The 23846-nt window shown below is 68.5% G+C and carries 20 protein-coding genes and 3 pseudogenes; 5 read left to right on the forward strand and 18 right to left on the reverse strand.

Translation table 11 applies throughout. The features are described 5' to 3' along the window. Positions 1–114 precede the first annotated feature (114 nt). From ACWCP0_RS34150 to ACWCP0_RS34160, 3 genes are all read right to left on the reverse strand, one after another. Positions 115–1194, reverse strand: coding sequence for a hypothetical protein (locus ACWCP0_RS34150; protein ID WP_451082633.1), 1080 nt, complete (start codon positions 1192–1194; stop codon positions 115–117). Positions 1195–1366: 172 nt separating this feature from the next. Further along, positions 1367–2413, reverse strand: coding sequence for a zinc-binding dehydrogenase (locus tag ACWCP0_RS34155; protein ID WP_451082634.1), 1047 nt, complete (start codon positions 2411–2413; stop codon positions 1367–1369). Positions 2414–2512: 99 nt separating this feature from the next. After that, entirely contained in the window at positions 2513–5746 is a 3234-nt protein-coding gene (locus ACWCP0_RS34160) for a bifunctional cytochrome P450/NADPH--P450 reductase (protein ID WP_451082635.1), read from the reverse strand. Positions 5747–6252: 506 nt separating this feature from the next. On the opposite strand from ACWCP0_RS34160, the gene ACWCP0_RS34165 reads away from it, so the two are divergent. Further along, a complete protein-coding gene (locus ACWCP0_RS34165; RefSeq protein ID WP_451082636.1) occupies positions 6253–6888 on the forward strand; it encodes an isochorismatase family cysteine hydrolase in 636 nt (211 codons plus the stop codon). Between the two features lie 524 nt (positions 6889–7412). Here the strand turns inward: ACWCP0_RS34165 and ACWCP0_RS34170 are convergent. Together ACWCP0_RS34170 and ACWCP0_RS34175 are read right to left on the reverse strand one after the other, a co-directional pair. After that, positions 7413–8477, reverse strand: a complete 1065-nt coding sequence (locus ACWCP0_RS34170; RefSeq protein WP_451082668.1) for an alpha/beta fold hydrolase — start codon at positions 8475–8477, stop codon at positions 7413–7415. 207 nt (positions 8478–8684) lie between these two features. After that, complete coding sequence (locus ACWCP0_RS34175; RefSeq protein WP_451082637.1) at positions 8685–9437, reverse strand: maleylpyruvate isomerase family mycothiol-dependent enzyme; 753 nt, start codon at positions 9435–9437, stop codon at positions 8685–8687. Positions 9438–9789: 352 nt separating this feature from the next. Between ACWCP0_RS34175 and ACWCP0_RS34180 the strand changes: the two genes are divergently transcribed. Together ACWCP0_RS34180 and ACWCP0_RS34185 are read left to right on the forward strand one after the other, a co-directional pair. Further along, complete coding sequence (locus ACWCP0_RS34180) at positions 9790–10614, forward strand: enoyl-CoA hydratase/isomerase family protein (protein ID WP_451082638.1); 825 nt, start codon at positions 9790–9792, stop codon at positions 10612–10614. A 261-nt stretch (positions 10615–10875) separates the two neighbouring features. Beyond that, entirely contained in the window at positions 10876–11322 is a 447-nt protein-coding gene (locus tag ACWCP0_RS34185; RefSeq protein WP_451082639.1) for a winged helix-turn-helix transcriptional regulator, read from the forward strand. Between the two features lie 78 nt (positions 11323–11400). Here the strand turns inward: ACWCP0_RS34185 and ACWCP0_RS34190 are convergent. Next, positions 11401–11785: pseudogene (locus tag ACWCP0_RS34190) on the reverse strand (DDE-type integrase/transposase/recombinase); the annotation flags it as partial. A 95-nt stretch (positions 11786–11880) separates the two neighbouring features. Between ACWCP0_RS34190 and ACWCP0_RS34195 the strand changes: the two are divergent. Then, a complete protein-coding gene (locus ACWCP0_RS34195) occupies positions 11881–12213 on the forward strand; it encodes a hypothetical protein (RefSeq protein WP_451082640.1) in 333 nt (110 codons plus the stop codon). A 487-nt stretch (positions 12214–12700) separates the two neighbouring features. Here ACWCP0_RS34195 and ACWCP0_RS34200 read toward each other — a convergent pair whose 3' ends face one another. From ACWCP0_RS34200 to ACWCP0_RS34240, 9 genes and pseudogenes are all read right to left on the reverse strand, one after another. Then, positions 12701–13408, reverse strand: coding sequence for a hypothetical protein (locus ACWCP0_RS34200; protein WP_451082641.1), 708 nt, complete (start codon positions 13406–13408; stop codon positions 12701–12703). A 23-nt stretch (positions 13409–13431) separates the two neighbouring features. Continuing rightward, positions 13432–14472 carry a maleylacetate reductase gene (locus tag ACWCP0_RS34205; protein WP_451082669.1) on the reverse strand — a complete coding sequence of 347 codons (1041 nt, stop codon included), beginning with the start codon at positions 14470–14472 and terminating at the stop codon, positions 13432–13434. A 59-nt stretch (positions 14473–14531) separates the two neighbouring features. After that, positions 14532–15407, reverse strand: a complete 876-nt coding sequence (locus ACWCP0_RS34210) for a dioxygenase family protein (protein ID WP_451082642.1) — start codon at positions 15405–15407, stop codon at positions 14532–14534. A gap of 23 nt (positions 15408–15430) precedes the next feature. Beyond that, positions 15431–15683: pseudogene (locus ACWCP0_RS34215) on the reverse strand (thiolase family protein); the annotation flags it as partial. Further along, positions 15680–16324, reverse strand: coding sequence for a CoA transferase subunit B (locus ACWCP0_RS34220; RefSeq protein WP_451082643.1), 645 nt, complete (start codon positions 16322–16324; stop codon positions 15680–15682). The gene ACWCP0_RS34220 and the pseudogene ACWCP0_RS34215, both read right to left, overlap by 4 nt. 2 nt (positions 16325–16326) lie before the next feature. Continuing rightward, positions 16327–17082, reverse strand: coding sequence for a CoA transferase subunit A (locus ACWCP0_RS34225; protein ID WP_451082644.1), 756 nt, complete (start codon positions 17080–17082; stop codon positions 16327–16329). A gap of 191 nt (positions 17083–17273) precedes the next feature. Further along, positions 17274–18872: a 4-hydroxyphenylacetate 3-hydroxylase family protein gene (locus ACWCP0_RS34230; RefSeq protein ID WP_451082645.1), complete on the reverse strand. Its 1599-nt coding sequence runs from the start codon at positions 18870–18872 to the stop codon at positions 17274–17276. Next, on the reverse strand, positions 18869–19291 hold the full coding sequence (locus ACWCP0_RS34235; RefSeq protein ID WP_451082646.1) for a nuclear transport factor 2 family protein: 423 nt from the start codon (positions 19289–19291) through the stop codon (positions 18869–18871). The genes ACWCP0_RS34230 and ACWCP0_RS34235 overlap by 4 nt, the downstream gene beginning before the upstream one ends. Then, positions 19288–19896 carry a flavin reductase family protein gene (locus ACWCP0_RS34240; RefSeq protein WP_451082647.1) on the reverse strand — a complete coding sequence of 203 codons (609 nt, stop codon included), beginning with the start codon at positions 19894–19896 and terminating at the stop codon, positions 19288–19290. The genes ACWCP0_RS34235 and ACWCP0_RS34240 overlap by 4 nt, the downstream gene beginning before the upstream one ends. Before the next feature lie 134 nt (positions 19897–20030). On the opposite strand from ACWCP0_RS34240, the gene ACWCP0_RS34245 reads away from it, so the two are divergent. Beyond that, positions 20031–21026 carry a LysR family transcriptional regulator gene (locus ACWCP0_RS34245; RefSeq protein WP_451082648.1) on the forward strand — a complete coding sequence of 332 codons (996 nt, stop codon included), beginning with the start codon at positions 20031–20033 and terminating at the stop codon, positions 21024–21026. Positions 21027–21179: 153 nt separating this feature from the next. Here the strand turns inward: ACWCP0_RS34245 and ACWCP0_RS34250 are convergent. The 3 genes and pseudogenes from ACWCP0_RS34250 to ACWCP0_RS34260 form a co-directional block, all read right to left on the reverse strand. Beyond that, positions 21180–21299 (reverse strand): annotated as a pseudogene (locus ACWCP0_RS34250) (IS66 family transposase); the annotation flags it as partial. 680 nt (positions 21300–21979) lie between these two features. Continuing rightward, a complete protein-coding gene (locus ACWCP0_RS34255) occupies positions 21980–22288 on the reverse strand; it encodes a hypothetical protein (protein WP_451082649.1) in 309 nt (102 codons plus the stop codon). Between the two features lie 55 nt (positions 22289–22343). Continuing rightward, on the reverse strand, positions 22344–23570 hold the full coding sequence (locus ACWCP0_RS34260; protein WP_451082650.1) for an IS110 family transposase: 1227 nt from the start codon (positions 23568–23570) through the stop codon (positions 22344–22346). Positions 23571–23846: the final 276 nt, after the last annotated feature.

Raw genomic sequence — 23846 nt, forward strand, 5'->3', positions numbered from 1 at the left:
GGTGTGCAGCCCACATCGAATGTCCTCGATCGCCGCGGTGGTTCCCACACCCGGACAAGCCCGCCCCCACAGGCGTCCCAAGCGACCGGGCTGTGGAGCCTCCCTGACGGAGGGTCACACGGCCGCGGCCTCGCTCATCTCCTCCTCGATGTTCGCCTCGGTCGGGGAGACGGCCGGCGGGGCAGGGTGCCTGCGCCGCTCGGCCGCCGCGGCCGTGGCCACGAGCAGTAGGCCCGCGACCAGCCAGAGCGCCAGGGAGAGTATCCGGCCGCCCAGTCCCGCCGAGTCGAAGTAGAGCAGGCTGCGAGCGCCTTCGACGAAGCCGGCTCCGTTCCAGAAGGCGTGCAGCGCGCCGAAGAAGCCGTTCTGCAACTCGGGGCCGAGGACGCCGCCGGAGGTGGTGAAGTTGAGCATGATGAACAGCACCAGGAGGACCAGCCTCGTCAAGCGCTTGAGGAAGGTGTGCAGGCCGATACCGAAGGTGATGGTTCCCGCCGTGTACAGCCAGGCTATGGCCCACACTCCCCCCAGGTTGTGGTCGACGATGCGGAAAGCCGGACCGGCCAGCACCGCCCCGATGACGCTGAGCGCCAGCGCGGCGGTGATGCCGATGGCTGCCCGGGTCCATACCCTGAGCGCGGCACCGGCCGTGCTGATGGCCACGGCGCCGGCGTTGGCTCCGATGGTCAGCGCGATCAGCACGAAGAACAGGCCCTGATTGTCGGGGTCACCGCTGGCCAGCCGGGACAGGTCGGTGACCTTCAGCGGGTCGTCCTGCCTGGCGGCCACCGCCGTGAAGATCTCCTCGGCCGCGGTGGCGGAGGTGCTGGAGTTGGCCTTGGCGACCAGCAGCTCGGGGCGCTTGGAGCTGGGTACGTATGCGCCGACCAGATCCCGGTCCATGATCTGGTGCCTCGCTGCGGCCCGGTCGGGCACGGTGGTGACGTCCACCGCGTCACCGGCCTCGTCCTTGATCGCCTGGGCCAGCAGTCGGTTGCGTTCCGAGGTGCCGACCACAGCGACCTTGAGATCGTGCGCGTGGGCCTGCGGCGCGTGGAAAGCGCCGAGGTAGGCCAGGCCCATGCCGAGGCACATCAGCAGCGCGATGACCAGATGGCCCACCACACGGCGGACGGTATGGCGCTCGCTGAGCAGGTGGCCCACCAGATGGCGGGCGGTGCGCTTGTGGCGCATGCGGGTGACTTCCCTCGGGTCAGAGGTGGTTGTTCGCTTTCCGACCGGACCGGTCGGAGAGCGCCCAGGCCGGCTGGGGCCGGACTTCGCGGCGACGGCCGCATACGCCGAAGGCTCGCGAGGTCGGCGAAATGGTCACCGTGCTGCGGTGCCGCAGCGGTCGGTGCCGTCCTCAGGGGATCAGCACGAGGCGGATCGGGGCTCCCTCCTTGCGTTCCAGCCTGGTGACGGCGTCGGCCGCGTCGGCGAGGGGGATGTGGGCGGTGATGGAGGCGGCCAGGTCGAGGCGGCCGGTGGAGGCCAGACGGATCAGCTCTTCGACATGCTGAGGCCCGGAGCCGTAGTGGCCGCGGACCTCGTTGCGGAGGAAGCTGAATCGGGTGCTGTCCGTGAGGGTGAGCGGCTTCGGGGTGAGGCCGGCCAGGATGAGCACTCCGCCCCGGGCGAGGACGGTGGCGGCCTGTTCGCGGACGGCGGGAACGCCGGCGAAGTCGAAGGCCGCGGCCACGCCGAGGCCCGACGTGGCCTGGCGGACGGCCTCGGCGAAGCCGGGGTCGGCCGGGTCGAGGGCAAGATCCGCGCCGAAGGCGAGCGCCCGTTCGCGGGCACTGGGCAGCGGGTCGACGGCGATGATCGGCGCGGCGCCTGCCAGCCGGGCGAGCCGGATGCCATGGGCGCCCAGACCGCCTGCGCCCCAGATGCCCACGGCCTGGGCGGGGCGGACCTGGCCGGTCTCGACGATGGCCGCGTAGGGGGTGGAGACGGCGTCGGGAATGATGGCGGCCTGGTCGAACGGCAGCTGGTCGGGCAGGATCGCGAGGGTGTCCTCGCGGGCGAGGGCGTACTGGGCCCAGCCGCCGTCGTAGTCCACGCCGCGGGTCAGGGCCTTCGGACACGGGCGCAGGCGGCGCGTGCAGTTGGCGCAGTGGCCGCAGGGCTGGCCGGCCTGGAGGGCGACGCGCATGCCCGGGGCCCAGTCGCCGAGCAGGCCCGGGCCGAGTGTGCGGATGACGCCGGCGACCTCGTGGCCCAGGGTGACAGCGTCGACGGGGTGGAAGGGCTTGAGGCTGCCGTCGATCAGGTGGACGTCGGACAGGCACACACCGGCGGCCCTGACCTCGATCAGCACCTCTCCGGGGCCGGGGGCGGGAACGGGGACCTCTTCGACAGCGAATTTCAGGGTGTCCAGGTGGAGGCGCCCGGCAAGCATGGTGTCCATGGCATGGACCTCGAGTCTCTTGGTGGGGGGGGTCTTCGGCCGGCGGCGGTGGGCCGCGCGGGGAAGGTCAGGCGGCCTTCCCGCGCGGGGACAAGGGGGTCAGCCGCCGTAGACGTCCTCGACGTAGCGGCCCTGGGCGATCAGCCGCTGGAGCCACTCGTGGGCCTCCGCGTCCTGGGCGCCGGGAGTGTGCTTCAGGTACATGGCCTGGAAGGCTTCCCGGACGCCGGGGGCCATGCGGGCGCCGTCTCCGCAGACGTAGACCTCCGCGCCGGCCTGAAGGAGCTCCCAGACCTCGTCCGCTTCCGCGGTGATGCGGTCCTGGACGAAGCGCCGGCCCTCGACGGGGACCGTGCTGAAGGCCGGGCGCATGGACACCGCCCCGGCGTGCTCGGCCTCGTGCAGCTCTGCTGCGTGCAGGTAGTCGGCGTCGGGGGCGTCGCAGCCGAAGTAGCACAGTGCGGGCGCGAGCGGGGTGTCGGCGGCGACGAGTGCCCGGCGGTCGGCAATGGCTCCGCGGAAGGGGGCGAGGCCCGTCCCGGCAGCGATCATGATGACCGGTGTGACGTCGTCGTGGCGGATGCGGAAGGCCTCCCGGCAGGGCTGGACACGGGCGAGCACGGTGTCACCAATGCGCACGGTGTTCAGGTAGCCGGAGCCGGTGCCCCGGTGGGTGCCGCGTCCCGAGCGGGCGGGCGCCTCGAGCAGGGAGACCATCAGGTCGGCGTGGTGCGGGTCCTCGGCGGGCGAGGACGAGATCGAGTAGTGCCGGGGCCGTCGCGGCGGAAGCAGCTCCAGCAGCATGGACCAGCTGATGGTCTCGCGCAGGGCCGGGTGGTCCTCGATGACGTCCAGCAGGGTGCGGTGGTCGGCGGCCCGGGCCGCCGCGTCCTGCGCGAGAGCCCGCAGGGCCTTCTGCTCGGGCGGGCAGGGATTGAGCTCGGCCAGGGCGTTCAGCTGGTCCGCGTTCGGACGGTCCTGCAGCTCGACGTGGTACGTCAGCAGTTCCCCTACGGTCAGCGGCCGGTCGATGGCGAGGCCGTCGCCGCGCGGACGGCCGGCAACGACGCTCACAACGGTGTCCAGGTCGGCCCGCAGCAGGTCGGCGACGCGCTGGACGAGGGCCGGGCCGTTGGCGGGGAGCACCGTGAGGTGGTCGGCGGTGCGGTAGGTGGCGCCCTCGGGCAGGGCCAGGCGGACGAGCCGCTTGACGCGCGGGTAGTCCGGGCGGCTGAGGTGGCCGACGGAGGTGACGGTCATCGCCGCCATGCCGTGGCGCACGGCCAGGGGGGCGAGCGGGCCGCCGGTGATCTCCGTGACGGTGTACGCCGGGCCGTCCTGTCCTGGCGCCGAGGGCGCCGCGCCGGTGCTGTCCGGGTCGCCGTAGTGCTCCAGCAGGGCGGTCCGCAGCACGGCGGTGAACTCCTTGACGCTGCCGGTCAGGTCGGCCGAGGCGTCGGCCTCGGCGCGGGGCAGGATGCGGGTGGCGCCGAGGGCCGCGAGGCGCTCGTCGATGAAGGTGGGGATGCGCTGGTAGGTGGCGGACCAGTTGCGGTCGCCGACGCCGAGGACGGCGTAGGTGACTCCGTCGGCGGCGCCCGGGGCTGCGTTCTTAAGCCAGCCGACGAATGCGGCGGCGTCGTCGGTCGGCTGACCGTTGTAGGAGGCGGCGGCGATCACCACGGGCCGGTCGGTGGGCAGGCCCTGGGCGTACGCGTCGAGCGGGGCGATGGCGGTGTCGCAGCCGAGTTCGGCGGCGGCGTCGCCGAGCCGGGCGGCGAAGTCGCGGCAGGTGCCGTAGTTGGAGCCGTGCAGCAGCAGCGCGCCGGTGCCCTGACGCACCCTGGTGGGCAGGTCCGGGCCGCCCTCCTCGGTGACGGCTTCCTGCGCCGGGTCAGCGGCGGGGAGCGCGGCCCGGTTCGCGGCCCGGTCGTCCGCGGCGCGTGGGAGGAGGGTGAGGGTAAAGTCGTTCGGCTTGATGGTGAGGGACTGCTTCACCTGCAGCTGGTAGTCGGCGTGGTCGATCAGCCGGTAGCGGTGGACCAGCATGGCGAGCAGCATGGTGGCCTCGTGCAGCGCGAACTGCCGCCCGATGCAGGCCCGTTCACCGCTACCGAACGGCTTGAACGCGTGCGGGGAGCGTGCCGCTTCGGCCTCCGGGGAGAAGCGGAAGGGATCGAAGGCCTCCGGGTTGTCGCCCCACGCCGGGTCGCGGTGCAGCATCGGGGTGATGACCTGGACGTCCTGGCCGGCGCGCAGCGCGATCCGTCCACCAAGGACGGTGTCCTGGCGGGCCTGCCGCCCGAAGCCGGGTGCCGCCGGCCACAGCCGCAGCGTCTCGTTGAGCACCTGACGGGTCAGCCGCAGGCGGCCGACGTCTTCGAAGGTGGGCTCCGGATCGGGGGTGTCCCCCCACAGCTCGTCCACCTCCCGCTGCACCAGCCGCAGGGCCGCCGGGTGCTTGGCCAGATGGTAGAGAGCGAAGGCCAGGGTGCCGGAGGTGGTCTCATGTCCGGCGATGAGGAAGGTGATCACCTGGTGGCGGATGTTCTCCCGGTCCAGGGTGGTGCCATCGGAGGGGTGGACCGCTTGAAGCATGAGCGCCAGCAGGTCGCTGTGCTCGGCGCCGGGCGCCTCGGCAGTCCGGGCGGCGATCACCTCGTCGACCACGGCGGCCAGGTGCGCGGCATCGGCGCGGAACGCCTCGTCGCGCTCGCGGTAGTCCACGCCGGGAACGCGGGCGAGCCGGTTCATCGACCAGTCCAGGCAGCGCACCATCGCGCCGACGAACGGATGAGGCTCATCCCGCTCGAACGAGCCGAAGTCGAAGCCGAAGCCGGCCAAGCCGATGGTGTCCAGTGTCATCCGGGTCGTGTCGCCCGGCACGTCCACGGGGGCCCCGGCGGCGGCGTGGCGCTCCCACGTGTCGATGAGCCGGCGCGCGACCTTGACCATCACCGGGTGGTAGGTGCGCATCGATCCCAGGGCGAAGGCGGGCATGAGGATGTCGTGCGCCTTGGCCCAGTTCGGCTCGTGGTTGTAGGCGGTGAACAGGCCGTCGCCGGCGAACTCCCGCACGTTCACCAGCGCCGGGGTCACGGCCTTGGCGAAGCGCTGCTCGTCGGCGAGCTCCGTGACCAGGTCCAGTCCGCTGACGAAGAGCGTGTCGCGGCCGTGCAGGCGCTGGATGAAGACCGGGCCATGCCTCCGGGCCAGCTCCATGAGCTGAAGGACAGGCGTGTCACCGGGTCCGGTGGCGGAGATGTCGATCACAGGAACGCGGTCCGGAACGCCGCCACTCGTCGCCTGCGACACGGACTGGGTATGGGTCATGGGGATGCTCCCCTCCGCGGGGTCGATCATTGATGCACTGTCGCCCTTTGCGGGGCGCTACTCATCAACCCTCGCGCCGCCGGAATGCCCCGGATCGCCCCAGTACTACAAAGTTCTGTAGGGCATCGGTGCGCATGAGCTTGCCAACCCTCCACAGCTGGTGTATGTGCAGCAGGAGCGGCGGAGGGAACGCCCCGAGCACGGACGGGCGACGAGTCGAACGGCCCGCCCACACCGGACGGCGACGCGGCAGTCTTCAACTACACGTTCTTGTAGTTCGTCTTCTTCCGGCGCGGTGTCACACTTCAGGCAGAGTGCTGCTGCGGCCGGCTGAGGGTATTGCTGCTCAGTGGGATCGGAGACCTGCCCGCTGTCGCGGCAGAGGCCCTCGCTCGTGGCGGGAGCGTGGTGGCGCCAGCCAGCGGCGTTGTGGCGCCCTGCCGGGATGCGCAGCGCGGGGCCCGCCGGGACCGTGCCGCTCATCATCCGAATTCCGGAGGGAACCCGTGTCCGAGACGTATGACCCCCGCCGCACTGCGGTTCTGCTGGTCGACCCCTACAACGACTTCATCTCCGAGGGCGGCGAGGTCTGGCCGCGTGTGGAGCCCATCGCGAAGGAGGTCGGCCTGCTGGACAATCTGCGCGCCATGGTCGGCTCCGCCCGCGAGACCGGCGTACGCGTGGTGTTCGTCCCGCATCGCCGTTGGCAGCCCGGCGACTACGAGACCTGGGCCCACCTGGCGTCCGGGCAGCGGCATCAGAAGGAGCACCACAGCTTCGCCCGGGGCACCTGGGGCGGGGAGTTCCATCCCGACTTCCAGCCGCAGGCGGGCGACGTCGTCGCCTCAGAGCACTGGGGGGCGAGCGGGTTCGCCAACACCGACCTGGACTTCCAGCTCAGGCAGCACGGCATCACCCACGTGGCCGTCGTCGGCCTGCTCGCGGACACCTGTGTCGAGGCCACCGCCCGATACGCCATGGAACTCGGCTACCACGTCACCCTCGTCCGCGACGCCACCGCCGCCCTCGCCCCCGAGCGGATGCACGCCGCGCACGAGCTCAACGGCCCCACCTACGCCCATGCCATCGTCACCACGGCGGAGCTCACCGCCGCGTTCACGGAGGCACAGGCACGGCCCTGACCGGCCGGCCGCCCGGCAGGGCGGCCCCATGACCACCTCGCAGGAAGGCGATGGCGCCCCGACTCCCTCGCGCCGCCGGGCACCGAAGTGCCCGGCGGCGCGGCGGTGTGCAGCGTGGCGCAGCTGGGCGGCGTCTTCGACGGAGTCGACCCCGCCCCGGCGTATTGCGGCGACCAGGCCCACCGTCTGGCCGCCAGGTCCGCCCCACCGTGGGCAACTGGCCGAGCGCTGCTCGGACACCGCCGGCGAGGACCGCACCGTCCTGGTCCGCGCCATCGAAGCCGCCGTGCCCCGGAACGCGGACGCCGCCCGGACTGCGGCCTGTTCGTCCACTGCAAACGCCGCTCCATTGCCGTTGCGGCCTCAGCGCCGTCACCGGCTCGATCCCGCACGCGCCGAGAAAGCCCCAGTGTAGCGATGGGCGGTGCGACAGGCGGCCAATGGCAGTGGATGCCGACGAGCCGCACCCGGGCGCGATCCCGGGAGGCCGGCTACGCGCCGGTGCTCGGCCGCGGCCGCGCGCCTCACCCTCGGTCGCGGTACGGGGCCAGGAACGCGGTCAGCGCCGCCAGCATTTCCTCAGGGGCCTCCTCGGCGACCCAGTGGCCGCAGTCGGGGATGACGAGGCTCTGCACGTCGTCCGCGACAGCTCTCATTGTGATCGCCGCCCCCTCACCGAGGCTTGCCGCTCCGCCGATCGCCAGGACGGGCATGGTCAGCCGGTGCTTCATGCGTTCGGTGTTCTCGGCGACGATGGTGTCGAACGCGCGGTAGAAGTTGAAGCTGGCGTGCAGGGCGTTGCGGTCGGAGGCAAGCGTACGGATGTAGTGCCTGACAGCGTGATCGGGCAGCTTCTTCACGGCGTTGATGTCGAACTCGTAGCCGAAGAAGATGTCTTCGCGTCCCCTGACGAGTTGCTCGTTCACTTCGGTGAGCCGGTTGAAGCCGATGTGCCACACCCTGTCGTTGAGCCAGGCGTTGCCGAACAGCGGCGGCGAGTCGCTGATGCCCGGGAGGGGAGCCTCGGCGACGATCAGGCGGTCGATCCGTTCGGGGTGGTCCGCGGCCAGGGCGTAGGCCATCGGCATTCCGGTGTCGTGGCCGGCCACGGCGAACCGCTGGTGGCCGAGTGCGTCCATCAGCGCGACCAGGTCGTTGGCGATGGTGCGGGTGTCGTATCCGCCCTCGGGCTTGTCGGTCAGGCCGATGCCGCGCTGGTCGACGGCGATGACCGTGAAGTCCTTGGCCAGCGTGGGCATCAGCAGGCGCCAGGCGTACCAGGTCTGGGGCCAGCCGTGCAAGAGCAGCAGCGCCGGCCCGTCGCCTCCGATGACCACGTGTTGGCGCAGTCCATTGGCGGTGATGAACCGGCTGGTGAACGTCTTGGTGAACCCTGGCGGGAGGTGCGGAGCCCGCGAGACGCTGCCGGGGCCCTTCACACGGCCGCCCGCCGGCCGTCCGCGGCGGGATCCTGCTTCCGCCGCTGCAGCCGACTGGGTGGGGAGCAGACCGAGGGTTCCGGCGGTTGCTGCGGCTATCGCGGCGGCCGAGGTGGAGAGAAATCTCCGTCGAGAGTGCGGCGGGAGCATGTCGGACACGGCAAGACCTCCTGAGGTTGTGCGGTTTGTATGGAGAGGCGTCACGCCGAAGACGGGAGCGCGTGCGGGGCATCGGAGTGCCACCGCGTTTTGAGCAGTGAGGCTGCTGTTCGGCCCGGATGAGTGTGCCGTCCGGTGTGCAGTGCGCCCCGTCCGCGGCTTGGGCCGGGTGATGAAGGGTCGCTGGGTAATGGAAAGTCAGGGCGTCAGCGGGGCCGTCAGCAGGGCGTTGGCCGCGGTGATGTCACCGCTGATCCACTCCGGGCTGACGGGCTGCCGCTTCCACAGGGCGAGCAGCAGCTCGGCGGCGGTGGCCTCCACCGTGGCCGCAGCGGGCCCCGAGTCCGCCGGCCGGGCCTTCGGGATGTCGCCCGGCTGGATCAGCCAGCCGTGCCCGGAGTCGGTGGTGCGCAGCGCCACGGGCGCCGGCAGCGGCTTCGGCTCGCTGCCGGACCAGACCATGGGCACCATCAGGGTGAACACCTCGTCCACGCCGTCGGCTGCGATCAGCGGATCGACGTGCACCGGGGCCCCTGTGGCCAGCTGGGCGTCGACCAGGTGGACGGCCGTGTCCTGGGCCACGCGGCGGAACCAGAGCGCCGCCACCGCATCCTCGAGGCCGAACGCCCAGGTCGGTGCGGTGGGGTCGGTCTTCTCCAGGGTGGCCAGCAGCGAGGCCGCACCCTCGGCGTACCAGTCGGCGATCTGCTCCCCGGGCGCCGGGGCGAACTGCTCGCTGGGCTGCTCCCCGGTCCGCAGCACGGCTGCCACAGAGCGGTACACCTGGCCCATATGGGCGCCCAGTTCGTGCATGGTCCAGCTGCCGCAGGTGGGCACCGGGACGCCCGGGTCGGTGGTGCTCAGCAACTGCTCGACCGCCGCCACCTCCTCACGCAGTGCGGCCAGATAGGCCTCGGTGGCGAGCGGCAGCGAAACGGGTGACTGGCTCACAGTGACTCCAGTGAGGCGGGGAACAGGGAGGGGTGGGAGCTCTGGGCTCGGCCGTCAAGGGACTTGACCTGCATTCAGGAGGTGATCGCGTGATCGCCATCCGCAGGACCAGGAGAAGCATGCAGTACTGGATTCAGCTTTGCAAGTCAGATGCTCGTCGGTGTGGCGGCGGGTGCGGGAAGGTTGCCCGGAACCCCTGATCCGCCCAACTGCGGATTTCGACCTGCCGACTTCGTCGTAGGCGGCTACGTATGCACGGCAGAGCCGGAGCCCCTTCCGAAGGCGCCGTGTCCCCAACGTCGTCGTCTGCAGGAGCTAGATTCTAATGTTGTAGTCAGCTAGCCTCCTGCCCATGACAGATGCACAGCAGTTCCATGTGAACGAAGTGTCGCCGTCCTACTGGAAGGTGACCTTCTCCAACGGCCCGATCAACCTCATCGACGTGGATACCATCGAGCAGCTTGCCGCTCTGGTGGACCGCATCGAGCAGGCGCCTGACTTGACCGTGGTCGTCTTCCAGAGCGCCAACCCCGACTTCTTCATGGCGCACTTCGACTTCCTGGCGGACGGCGCCCGTGTGGCCGCCATGAAGCCAGGCCCCACAGGACTCCATCCGTACTCGGACAACCTCATCCGCCTCAGCAAGGTCCCGGCCGTCACGATCTCCGCGATCAAGGGGCGAGCCCGGGGAGCGGGAAGCGAGTTCGCGCTGGCCACGGACATCCGTTTCGCCGGACTCCACGCCATCCTGGGGCAGTTCGAGGTCGGCGTCGGGGCCGTGCCCGGCGGCAACCCGACGGGGCGCCTGAGCAGGCTGGTGGGCCGAGGCCGCGCGATGGAGATCCTGCTCGGAGCCGACGACTTCACGGCGGAGCTGGCGGCCGAGTACGGCTACGTCAACCGCGTCCTTCCCGAGGGCGAGCTGGATGATTTCGTCGATGCCTTCGCCCGCCGCATCGCAGGGTTCGACAAGGTCGCCGTAGCCGAGACCAAAGCCCTCATCGACGCGAGTACCCCGATTCCGGACGAAGAGTTCGGAACCGCCCTCTCTGCCTATTTCCGCACGGCAGGACGGCCGGAGAACGAACACCGCGTACGGCGCCTCTTCGAGCTTGGCCTGCAGAAGCCGGACGGCATCGAACTGGATCTCGGCAAGCAGGTCGCAGAGACCAACTGAGAAGGACGCCTGCGACACCGCACCCGGAGTGTTCCAGGACTATCCGTTGTGATCACGGGATGCCGTGCAGGATGACAGCCTCGGCCGGCGCCGGGGTGGGCGCGTCGTCGGCCGGGCGGCCGCGCTGGTCGCCCGCCGTACGCACTCCCGGCCTCGGCCGGCCGGGACATCGGCTGTCCGAGATAGTGTGACCGGTGCCGGCCGGACCCCGGTCAGCCTCTGATCCGGAGGCCCGGTCGGCCGGCAATAAGGAAGGAAGACATGGCATCCGAAGAATCGCGGTGCTCCATCCAGCGTAGTTTGCAGGTGCTTGGCGAGCGCTGGAGCCTGCTGATCATCCGCGAGATCTTCAGTGGCAGGCACCGCTTCGCCGAAATCCAGTCGGTGCTGGGAGTCGCACCCAATCTCCTCACCACCCGCCTGAAGAAGCTTGCGGACGCCGGTGTCCTGCGAAACCAGACCTACCAAGAGCCTGGTAGCAGAACCCGCGTCAGCTACCACCTCACCCCAGCGGGCGAGGAGCTACTCGTCATTCTTGCCGCCCTGCAACAGTGGGGGGACCGCCACTGCCCACACCCGTCCGGACCCGCCGTCCTGCGCCGCCAACGCTCGTCCGGGCACTCCGTGCACGTCGGCCTCATCTCCGACACGCATGGGCATGAGATCCCCCTCGCGGATCTCGACATGGTGAGCGTTCAGCCCGCCTGACGACGCTGTCACGTTGTTGGGTGTGCGGGTGTCTGACGGTGCGTCGGGGCGTGGTGGGCTTGCGGTCCGGGCCTGTGTTCAGGCCGTGGTGGACCGGCCGACAGCGCCGGTGATCTGGTCCCAGATCGCAAAGTGGTTGGTCATCCCGGCTCGGTGTCCGGGGGCTGTCATCAGGTGGCGGCGGGGCTGGAAGTGGGCGAGATGCCGCTGAACGCGGACAGGAACCGCTGGGCCGCGCCGACGGTGCGGACCCTTCATGGCGCGTTCGCGTTGCCGGGTGGGCTGGTGGCTGTTCTCGGCCCGGTTGTTCAGGCCCTTGTGCGAGGGGCGCTCGACCGAGCGCATCAGCTCGCGGTGGGCGGCGCCCCAGGAGCGGAGCTTGTCGGTGACCAGGCACCCGCGGAACCCGCCGCTGCTTCTTCATCAGCTTGGCCAGGAACCGCTTCGCGGCCCTGGCGTCCCGCTTCGATTTCATGGTGGCAACCCACCGACACCGGGCTGGAGCAGGCACAGATCCCCAGCACGGACACGAACGAGATCCGCGTGGCCGAGAAAAGCGTGAATTCCATTATCTCTGAATGGCAGGGCAACTCCCGCACCCACAACCCCGAGTGGCTCGACCACCACAACATGTCCGTCGGCTTCGCCCCCGACGAGGCCGTGATGTACGTATGGGGCAAGAAGCCCGAATGGAACCAGCCCACGCGGGAGAGATGGGCAAACGTTGCCACCGACGTAGCCTGCCAGGCTGTCCTCACCGAGTCCCGCTCCCGCAACGAATGGCGCTACGCCCAGTACGCGATAGCCATCGACGCTGGAGAAGGCAGCGTGGACTTCGTCCGCTGGGGCTCAGCCGAAGCTGCGCAAGCTAACCCCCCGGCACGACCGTGACTTCTGATACCTGGCGAAGCCCTTGGGTTTCTCACGATAGATGCGCGTTTCTCGTCAATCAACGGGATCGCAGGCCACAAGGCATCAAATCCTTGACCAAAGAAGCACTCAGCAGAGTATTCCCTGATAAAAGGCGCAGATCAGCGGGAACCCACTTGTCTCACTCAATCTACGGAGCCGCACCTCAACGCCTTCATCGACCACAGCTCAGAACCGGGAATCCACAGCGTGCCCCTCGGACACGCGGCCCGCGCCGTCCGCACCGTCCAGATCGGGATCCGCTGATAGCTCTCCGGCCGCAGCGACACCGCGACCACCCCCACCGCCGACAACGCCTCGCTCCCACCAGACACGCACCCACCGGCCCGGTCGTCAGCACCCCGCCAACATCACCAACAGAGTCACGGCATTGCCTCTAGACCATCACGTGGGACACCATCCCGCGCCCTCACCTGTGATCATCCCGGTCGTTCTGCGGCTGTGGGCGTCACGCAGGCGTCTCCCATGTGACAGGGCGGCCGAGTAGTTTCTCAGCGCTTGCTCTGTCGCCGATGTCGAGATGGTTGCGCACCAGGGTGGAAGAGCAAGTCTGGCCATCGTATTCGACGGCTCCGACGGCTTCGACGGTGAATCCGTTCCTTGCACCAGTGCGTTTGAGCGTGTCGACATCGCCGCGACCGCCTTTCCCGAAGCGGAAGTTGTCACCCACGACCACGACGGATGCACGCAACCTTTCGGCGATGTCCTTCGAAGCGAACTCCTCGGCCGTGGTGTGCGCGAGCAGATCGGTGAAGGGGAGGACGAAGACGACGTCAATACCGAGATGGTGAGCAAGTGTGATGCGTTCGCGGATCGTCAGCAACATCCGTGGCGCACGGTCCGGGCAGATCACTGTCAGGGGGTGAGGGTCGAAAGTCAGCAGCACGGATGGGAGGCCGGTGCGTGCGGCGTGCTGGCATGTGCGGCTGACCAGTTTGGTATGACCGCGGTGGAAGCCGTCGAAGACGCCCATCGTCAGGACACAACCGGTCCAGTCGACCGGGACGTCGGCTTGTTTGCGCCACACCTGGCCGGTGCTCTGCGGCGACAGTTGGTTAGATGTCACGATTGCCTCGGGGTCTTGGTGCTGGGAACGCGGCCGCGGGGTGGGGTGGCCTTGGACGCCACAGGTCGAAGGCTCATCATCGTCAACCATGCGAGGCCCTGCCATCGCCACCGTCAGGCACCTGATTCGGCTGGTGGCCGGCCGCTGAGCGCGGCCATGAGGATGTGGCGGACGCCTTCGGGAGTGACGGGACGGGGGTTGGCGTACGGATTGCGCGTGGCAAGCTCTACGGCCAGGTCCAGGTCAGTCTCCCGCAGGCCCAGTTCACCCAACGATCGCGGGGCTCCCAACGCCGTGCCGAGTGCGTGGAGTTCGCGTGCCGGCGAGTTGGTGTCGAGTGCTCGTCCAAGCGCGGCTGCCATGGCTGGGGCGGCCGGTGCGTTGAAGGCGAGCACGTGCGGGAGCACGACCGTGTGCGCATCGGCGTGAGGTAGGCCGAAGGCACCGCCAAGAATGTGGCAGAGCTTGTGGTGGAGTGACATCGTGGTGGCACCCAGGCACGCTCCGCACAGCCACGCTCCGTAGAGCATGGCGGTGCGACCCTCCTCATCGGTGGGTTCGGCTGCGACCCGTGGAAGGCCCTGGACCATCGCCCGGGCTCCTTCTTCGGCCATCAGCGAGATGACGGGCGAGGCGTTCGGTGCGTAGAGGGCTTCGACGGCGTGGGCGATGGCATTCATGCCGCTGGTGACCGACAGGGTGGGGGGCAGTTGCAGGGTGAGTTCGGGGTCGTAGATCACGCTGCGGGGCAGCACCCGAGCACCCCTGCCGGTGCGCTTTTCTCCGTTCTCGGTCAGCCCCCACACCGAAGTCATCTCTGAACCCGCGTAGGTCGTGGGAACGGCGATGATCGGTAGGCCGGACTCCAGCGCGATCGCCTTACCCAAGCCGATGGTGGAACCCCCGCCGACGGCCACACACCCGTCGGCTCCAACTCGGGAGGCGACCTCGCGCGCCCGCTGGGCAACGTCGACGGGCACGTGCATTCGGGCACCCGCATGGATTCCCGCCGTCCTGTCGCCCAGTGTCTTTGCGATCATCCGGGCACTGTCCTGCTGCCCGGGTGTGCAGAGCACGAGCACTCGTTTCAGCCCGAGAACATCCATCTCCTCCCGCAGAAACGAGATGCTGCCTACACCGAATCTCACGCGCATCGGCAGCGCCTGGTAGGTGAATTGCAATTTCGCGCCCACGGCACCCTGCTTCCTCACGCTCACGCCCCGGATGCGGATTCCAGCACGATGTCCACCTGTGCGTGGGCGAACGGGTTCGTTACCTCGAACTTGCGTGCCCGCTGCGGATCATCGGTGTGTGCAAAGTCTGTGATCAGCGTCTCTTTCACACCGAATACCGCGTCGGATTCGATATACGGGCTGCCCTTGACGAAGACGTGCGTGGTCACCGGAGTATGGCCCGCGGCGCCGGCGATGAAGTGAATGTGCGCGGGCCTGTTGGGGTGCCGACCAGTGCGGTCGAGCATGCGCCCGACCGGGCCGTCGGTCGGAATCGGGTAGTAGCTCGGAACGACCGTGCGGAACCAGAAGGCTCCCTGCTCATCGGTGGTGAACAACCCCCGCCCATTCCCGAGCGGCTGCACGCCGGGTTGCTGGACGTCGTAGAAGCCCTCTTCGTTGGCCTGCCAGACGTCGACAAGCGCGCCCGGCAGCGGTGAGCCGTCCTGCGAGAGGACGCGTCCGGTCACCACACACGGCTTGCCCCCGCCGATCAGGTCGATGGTGTCCCCCAGTCTGCGAGGTGGGGATTCGACAACGTGGAAGGGGCCGAGCACGGTCGCCGGGGTCGCCGCGGGCGTATTGCGGTCGTTGATGGCTTCCACCAGCATCGAGACGCCGAGGACATCGGAGAGCAGGATGAACTCCTGACGAATGTCATCACACATCTGGCCGGTCGCGGTCAGAAAGTCGATCGCCTGCTGCCACTCGGAGGTGCTCGGCCGTATGTCCCGCACGAAGGCGTGAAGGTGCCGGGTAAGGGAGGTCATGACCTCTCGCAGGCGTGGGTCCGGGGTCGCGTGGAAGCTTTCGATCACCGCATCGGTGGCGGTTTCCTCGGTGAAATCGGTTGCCATGAGCTCTCCTCAGTCAAAGTCACAACCGTCAGGGTCGGTGTTGCGGGAGATCCGATCAGCCGAACACGCCGGCCGACGTTGCGGTTCTCCTCCCCCGCCCCGTTGGCGTTGCCGGAGTAGAGGTCCTCGATCCGGGGACGAGTCCAACTCGGGCGTATGCGCCAGGAGTCAGCGGATACCGTGGGCGGTGAGATCGAGGGGGCGGACGCTTGCGAGGCCGCCGTTGCAGCGGACGATCGGGGTGCGTGCGGCATCGACGATGCAGACGGTCTTCACCGCAGGTCCTCCGCGACGGTGAGAGTGGCGTCGGTCTTGGCGGTGATCTCGTCGACGGTCACGCCGGGTGCGGTCTCGACGAGGACCAGACCGTCGCCGGTGACGTCGAGCACGCCCAGGTCGGAGATGATGCGGTCGACGCATCCCTTGCCGGTCAGCGGCAGCCCACACTCCTTTAGGATCTTCGGCGAGCCGTCCTTCGCGGTGTGCGTCATCACCACGATGACCGTGCGGGCGCCATGGACGAGGTCCATCGCCCCGCCGATCCCTGTGATCATCTTGCCGGGGATCGCCCAGTTGGCCAGGTCACCGTGTTCGGAGACCTGCATGGCGCCCAGCACGGCGACATCGATGTGCCCACCGCGGATCATGCTGAAGGACAACGCGGAGTCGAAGAAGGAGGCGCCCGGCAGGACCGTCACGGTTTCCTTCCCGGCGTTGATCAGGTCGGGGTCCACCTGCTCCTCGGTGGGGTAGGGGCCGGTGCCCAGGATGCCGTTCTCCGACTCCAGCACCACCTCCACCCCCGCCGGCAGACAGTTGGGGATCAAGGTCGGCAGCCCGATGCCCAGATTGACGTACTGGCCGTCCTTCAACTCGCGCACCGCACGGGCCGCCATTTCTTCACGCGTCCACGCCATGGTCAGCGAACCGTCCTCTTCTCGATCTTCTTGTCCGCCGCCTGTTCAGGAGTGAGGGCGACGACCCGCTGTACGAAGATCCCCGGCAGATGCACCGCGTCCGGATCCAGCTCACCCGGCTCGACCAGCTCCTCCACCTCCGCGACCGTGACCCCGCCCGCCATCGCCGCCAGCGGGTTGAAGTTCCGGGAGGACCTGCTGAACACCAGATTCCCGTGCCGGTCGCCCCTCGCTGCCCGCACCAGCGCGAAGTCGGTCCGGATACCGCGCTCCAGCACGTACTCGGTGCCGTCGAACTCCCGCACCTCCTTCGGCGGCGAGGCCAGCACCACCCCGCCGGAGCCGTCGTAGCGCCAGGGCAGCCCGCCCTCGGCAACCTGCGTGCCCACCCCGGCCGGGGTGTAGAAAGCCGCAATGCCCGCCCCGCCGGCCCGCAGTCGCTCGGCCAGCGTGCCCTGCGGAACCATCTCCACCTCCAGCTCCCCGGCCAGATACTGCCGCGCGAACTCCTTGTTCGCCCCGATGTAGGACCCGGTCACCCGTGCGATCCGCCCCGCTGCCAGCAGCACCGCCAGACCCGACTCCATCGCCCCGCAGTTGTTGGAGACCACCGACAGGCCCGACACGCCCCGCTCGTACAGCGCCTTGATCAACACGTTCGGCACACCACTCAGCCCGAAACCACCCACCGCCAGCGACGCACCATCCGGCACATCGGCCACCGCCTCCCCGGCCGTGGCGACCACCTTGTCCCTCATGCCGCAGCCTCGTCAGCGGCCAGGTCGGACGGATGCTGGGCCGCGGCAATTTCCCCGGCCACGTCGATTACCTTGCGGTCTGTTGCCATGAGCTCCCCTGCAACAAAGTCGAGAACATTCCGGATGGTGCTGGGGCGTCCGGCCCGGGGCTCGGATACCCCGGGCCGGAGCGGTCGGTGAGGCACGGCGTCTTACAGCCGACCAGTCTCTTCCTTCCTCTGGTTGCCGATGTAGCCCTCGTGGACGTCCTGGCCGCGGGCGTAGTCGGGCTGGAAGCGGACGCTGGCGTAGTGCGAAGCCTTCTCCGCCTCCTGCGCCCGCTTGCCCAGTTCCGCAGTGTCGCCGAAGTCGAGTACGTCGCGGGCCAGTTGGGTGAGCGGCCCGTCGACCTGGTACTCGGTGCGCTGCAGGGTGAGCATGTTGATCAGGTACAGCGGTGTGCCGTTGAACTTCTCGAACATCTCGTGGCGCGTGCCCCACTCGGTGAGGAAACGCTCGCTGATCTGCCGGAAGATCTTGATCCGGTCCCGGGCGCTGATCTCGGCACCGCGCAGCGCCTGCTCGAGCTTGGGGCCGATGTAGGGGTCGTCCAGCTCGCGCTTGGTCGGCTGGATGACCACACTGCGGCCGCAGAAGTCGATCAGCTTGTTGACCATGTCGTGCTGGTTCTCGAGGTAGTGGGCCCGGCCGAAGTCGATGTAGATGTTGTTCGGCTTGAACAGTCCACCCGGGGTCTCGAAACCGGTCTCCTCGGCCGCAAGCATGAACGCGCGGCAGGTCTCGCGGAACCGGATGAGTTCGGCGAGCTGTGCCTGTACCACCGGCTGGCGGCTGGTACCCAGGGCCTGAGTGGTCAGCAGCGCGAGACCGACCATGAGTTCGGCGTGTATGCACTGCCGGATCTGGGTTTCCAGGTGCACCCAGTCGAACTGCCGCTGCGGGTACCACTTGGAGTGGTCGGGGTTGCCGATGTGCTGGACCTGCGACCAGGGGATCAGTACGTCGTCGAAGTAGACCATCCCGTCGAGCTCGTCACCGATGGTGGCCAGCGGACGGTCGTAGGGGTCGGCGTCGGGCTGGGCCCGCGATTCCCGGGCGACCACGCTCACACCCGGGGTGGCCACCGGCACCATCGCGTAAATGGTCTGTTCGGGCGTCTGGCCCGGCCGCCACAGGTTGCCGACCAGGAGGTTGTTGACGAAGGGGATCGAGGTGCCGATGGCCTTCCAGCCACGGACGACGATGCCCTCGTCGTTCTCCTCGATGATGCTCAGCATGGGGGTTTCGGCCAGCGCGTCCTCGCGGCCGCGGTCGTACTGCACGTCGACGAACATGGGCGAGATCGCGAGGTCTTTCGAGGTGACCTCTTCCCACTGGCGCTGGATGTTGCCCGTCAGGTCGCGGCGGGGGCCGGTGAAGCGGGAGTTCTCGGCCCACGGCTCCTGGTCGTCGACCTGGGTGAACATGACGACGTTCATTCCGGCCGGCGGACGGGTGAAGATGCCTCCCTTGAAGTGCCGGAACAGGAACTCGGCGTACTTGCGGCGGCGGACGGCGTCCTCCTTCGACCGCGGCAGGAACCAGTGCATCGACTCGCGCTTGCCGTTCTCGTCGATGAAGGTGGTGATGTCCTGGTGCTCGGGGTCCAGGTGCAAGTCGTAGTACTCCGCGATCGCCTGGGCGTATCCGCGGGTCTTGGGGTGCGTGGTGACGTCTTCGATGAGCTCGCCGCCGACGTAGACCTTGCGGCCGTCGCGCAGCGACTCCAGGTATTCCTTGCCGGTCCTCACAGTGTGTCTCCCGTGGTGGGGTGGTTCATTTGACGGTGGAAGGTGGCGGCGTCCCAGTAGTCCTCGCTGCCGCGGATCAGATCTCCCCTCAGGTGCAACACGTGCACGCCCCGCAGCGACAGACGCTGGCCTCGGGCGACCAGGGGGCCCATCGGCGCCTGCAGCGTCGCAGTGAGCAGATAGGCGATCGCGACCGCTCCGCCCGGATCGGTGATCTGGGTCTGCGGTTCCCAGCGGGCGTCGGGAAACCAGTGAAAGAAATGACGCAGCCCGTCGGCGATGGCCTCCGGTCCCTGCCGAGAGCCGCCCTGCGCGATCTCCTCGTGCCTGGCCCCGGTGTCATAGAGTCGCGATGCGGCGAGCGGGTCGTGATGGTTGTAGGCCTCGTACAGGCGGGCCGGCAGACCGGTCAGCTTCATGCCATGGCCTCTGTCATCGCCGCAACCTCCTCGATGTCCACGCTGCGTTGGTAGCGCCCCTGCCCGAACAGCAGTGGCCAGCGGGAGTCGGGCGCCAGGACGGCGCGCACCCTGCCCAAGACGACCAAGTGGCTGCCCACGGGCCGTGCCTCGGCTGCCTCGCAGTCGAAGGTCACCAGGGAATCCCGCAACACCGGCGAAGCCACTTCGGCCGGCAGCTCGCTACCTGCGACGACGTAGTCATCGACGAATTTCACAGCCCCGGGACGTGAGCACAGCTGTGACACGAAGACTTGGTCCTGGCTGAGCAGATTGACCGCGAAACGGCTCTCGCGGTGGATGTCCGCAGCGGTGACACTGCGATGGTTGACACACACCAGCACCGTCGGCGGCTCCAGGCACACCGAACTGAACGCGCTGACGGTCATGCCCCAGGGACGACCATCATGACGCGTGGTGACCACGGTCACGCTGCCGACCACACGGCCCATCGCCGCCCGGAACGTATCGGGATCCGCCTTCGTCTCCAACGCCCACGGTGCGACGTCGGCCCCCACGTCATCATCCCCGCACAGGTCGCCGGGGGTATTTCCTGATTCGGTCATCGGATCTCTCCAAACCGGCGGCGGCACAATTGCCACCGCGAAGGAGGGGAAAACCTGCCGCAGTTTCGGCCGTGAAAGCCGCACCGCTCGATCCGGACGCTATGACTGCGCAACTTATCCGTCAAATAGATATAATGAATCTGCAGTATTTCCACCACGAATATATGGGCTGGTCAGGGATTATGAACCTGCGGAACGTGGATCTGAATCTGCTCGTGGCGCTGGATGCCTTGCTGGCCGAGCGCAACGTCAGCCGCGCGGGCCGACGACTCGGCCTCAGTCAGCCCGCGACCAGCTCGTCACTCGCCCGCCTCAGGAAGATGTTCGGGGACCCGCTCCTGGTGCGGCGGGGCAGGGAATTCACCCTCACCGCCGAGGCGGAGCGGCTGGTGCAACCCGTACGGGAGATCCTCGACCTGATCGAGCGGACCATCGAGCAGCGTCCCGAATTCGACCCGAGCACGGACATGCGCACCTTCTCCATCAGCGCGTCCGACTACGCGACGTTGGTATTGCTGAGCCCCTTCGTCCGGGCGGCGGCCGCCGAAGCCCCAGGCGTGACGATTCACGTCCTCCCCAGATCGAGAGATCCACGGCAACTGCTGCACACCGACGAGGCCGATCTCGTCATCGAACCAAAGGAGCTCCTCGGCGACACCGACTTCCCGTCGTATCCACTGTTCAGCGACCAATGGCTGTGCGCGGTCGACGCCGCCAATCCGGTCGGCTCGGCGCAGCAGATGACGCTGGACGAATACCTGCGTCTCCCGCACCTCGTGTACAGCATCGGACCGGACCGGCAACTCGACTTCGCCGACCAGCGCCTCGCCCAGCTCGGCATCCCACGTCGGATCGAGTTCACTGTGGAGAGTTTCCTCCTCGTGCCCTTCCTGATCCGAGGAACATCTCTGGCCAGCCTCGTCCTCGAGCGGGCGGCTCGTCAGCTCGCCGCCGCGGCAACCGGCATCCGCCTCCTGCCACCGCCACTCCCCCTGCCCGACATCCACGAGACGATGTACTGGCATCCCCGTCATACGACCGACCCGGCACACCGCTGGCTTCGCGAACGCTTGCTCGCCTCCGCCAGCGACCTCGGCAGCATGAACGGACCTCCCTCGGACGGAACCTGACTGCAATCGGCGGCGTGACTGGTTTGGTGGTGAGGCTGGAACGGGGATCCAGGCTCCTCGGCCGTCGAAGAGGCTCACATCGAACAGGTTCTTCCCCTGTTTCGCGGCGGTGGACAGGTAGCCGCGCACGGCGAAGAAGCGTTCGGCGCCGGGCATCGTGCGCCAACCGCCGGAGATCTTCTGCTGCACCTTGGCCATACGGATGGCCTGCTCACTGGTGTTGTTGTCGAAGGGGACCCTGCGCCTGCCGAAAACCTCATTCGTCCGGTTCAGGCGGCGTGTTGGTACTCGTGGAGGATGCCGCCGAGTCGTTGGCGTCGTCGTATGTCGAGGTGGGTGATCTGCTCCGGATCGCTGACCGGCATCGGCAAGGGGTGTCGCGGGCGGGCGTTGACGATGCCTTGATGGGGCCGGTGGGAGTTGTGGCTTGGGCCGGGAGCGCGCAGCGTGGCGGCGTGCGACCAGATCGCGGTGCCAGCGCAGCACCATGTCCGGACGCACCACCAGCCGTATCCTGCGCAGCACCTCCGAGGGCAGGCGGTACAGCAACGCCGCCAGGAACGCGCGATCGCTCGGGGAGAACCGAACCTTCTCGCCATCGAGTTGGCGCTCCAGCACCGTGATCTGATGCCGGAGGGCGAGGATCTCCGTGTCCTTGTCCCGCTCGCTCATGGGCAGCAGGCGCAGCACGGCGAACGCGTTTGTCACGGTCAGGTAAGCCAGTCGCAGCAGCACGACCAGCCATCATGGCGGGGTGATCGCCAGCCGCGCGAGAGTACGGATTCGAGCGTCCGTGCTCGAGAACCGCGCATCCCGCACCCCGGCTCCCACCTGGGCGGATGAGGCTTTCGGCATGGGCAAGGCCGCGCCGGGCCGTCAGAACATAGATCCTCTTCCTCCGACTGTCGCGGAGAAGGACACCTCATGCGGCTAACCGGTCAAGTTGACCTTGGTCATCCAGCTGCAAAGGCGGCCAGCAGGGTGTCCGCCCGGACTTCCAGTTCGGGCGTCAGAGTTCCCTTCACGGCCAGCCTGACCTCATCGCCGCCGACCGCGCGGGCAAGCCGAACCTCGACCTGTCGATGCTCGCCGACCAAGGGATACGAGTACCAGCCGTCGGGCCGCTCGTCGTCGGTCGCCTCGACCGCCAGGGCCACCGTCTCCCAGTCGGTGGCATCGAACCCGTAGCCCACGTAGTGCGACAGCAACTCCAGGAACGACCGCAGGTTGCGCTCCCAGATCCATCCACCGACTTCTGCCATGGCTCCCCCTCCGTGCTCAGAAGGGACAGCCTGTCATGGGCCGATGCCTCAGTGATCACCCTGCTGCAGCAGGAGGGGGAAACGCGACCGCTTCATCGAAGGGGACGCGTGCCAGGAGGCAGTGGTGGAGCTGGCCGAGCATCCGATTGAACAGGTGCCGCAGGGCTTGCATGTGCCAGTCCCCTCCTGCCCGGCGGCGCCGGTAGTGGGCGTCCGCGCCGGATGAACCGCTGAGGGAAGCGAAAGCCCACAGGTGGCCGACGTGGTTGAGCCGGTTGTTCTTGACGAACCGGCGTCCAACGTAGCGTCGTTTGCCCGAGGCCCGCGTGATCGGGGCGGATCCGGCGTACGCCTTCAGCCCTCCGGCCGTGGCGAACCGGCTCCTGTCGTCGCCGATCTCGCCCAGGATGCGGGCACCGACCTGGGGGCCGATCCCGGGGAAGCTCAGCATGATCGCCGCGTCCGGGTGTGAGCGAAAGGCCTCCTCGGTGGCCCGCGCCAGGTCATCGACCGCCTCGCAGGCGGCGTCGAGCTGTAGGAGCAGGGCCCGTGCCTGCTTGCCCATTGCGTCTTCGACGAGGGGCAGCTGCCGAGGGGCCTCCTGACGGAAGAGCTGCTGGATTCGTTCGGCGTCCGTTTCGATGCCCCGGCGGCGGCCGGCTCGCCGGAGCATGGCGGTCAGCTTCCACATCTGCAGCTTGGCCGCCAGAGCAGGTGTGGGTGCGACGGCGAGAATGCGGCGGGCATCGGGCCGGGTCAGGGTTCCCGGCTTGTCCCTGAACGCCTCGATCATCGCCGGGAAGTACTCCCTCAGCAGGGACCGCAGTTGATTGGCGACCTGCAGCCGGTTCCAGACCGCGTCCTGCTGTGCGCGGGCCAGGACAGCGACGGCCTGGGCCAGGTCTGTGTCGGCGGGCAACGGGCGGTGCACCGGCGCATCGGTGCGGATGATGTTCGCGAGCACCAGGGCGTCGCCCGGGTCCGACTTCTTGCGGCTGACTCCGTGCCGGTCGCGGTAGCGGGAGGCAGCCATCGGGTTGACCGCGTAGATCTTGCGGGGGCCCTGCCGCAGCGTGGCGACCAGCAGGCCGCGGCTGGTCTCGATAGCCACCGGGATCGGCGTCTCAGCGGTGTCGCCGTGCTCGGCCAGCATGTCCAGCAGCAGCCGGTAGCCGTCCAGGTCGTCGTTGATCCGGCACTTGGCCAGCAGCTTGCCGGTGTCATCGACGAGCGCGACGTCGTGATGTCCCTCCGCCCAGTCGATCCCGCAGAACACGTCCATGGATCCCGCCCCTTCTCCGGTGCCGTTCTCGAGGACGAGCACGCGGGGCCGCACGGCGCACTAATTCCAGGGCTCCAAGGCCCGCCACCTCATCAGCCGTGCGCGGCACCGCAAGGCCGCACGGGCGCACGCCGCGTCCAGAGCTCGAAGCTCGTGAGGAAAAACGCGTCACCGTGCGGCAGCTCATCCAACGAGGATCCCGAACCCGACGGGCCCCCGGGGCAGAACGTGCGAGGACCGGCCGGCGCCCAGCGCCACCAGTCTTTACAAAGACCT

The sequence above is a fragment of the Streptomyces sp. NPDC001970 genome, from assembly GCF_053594115.1.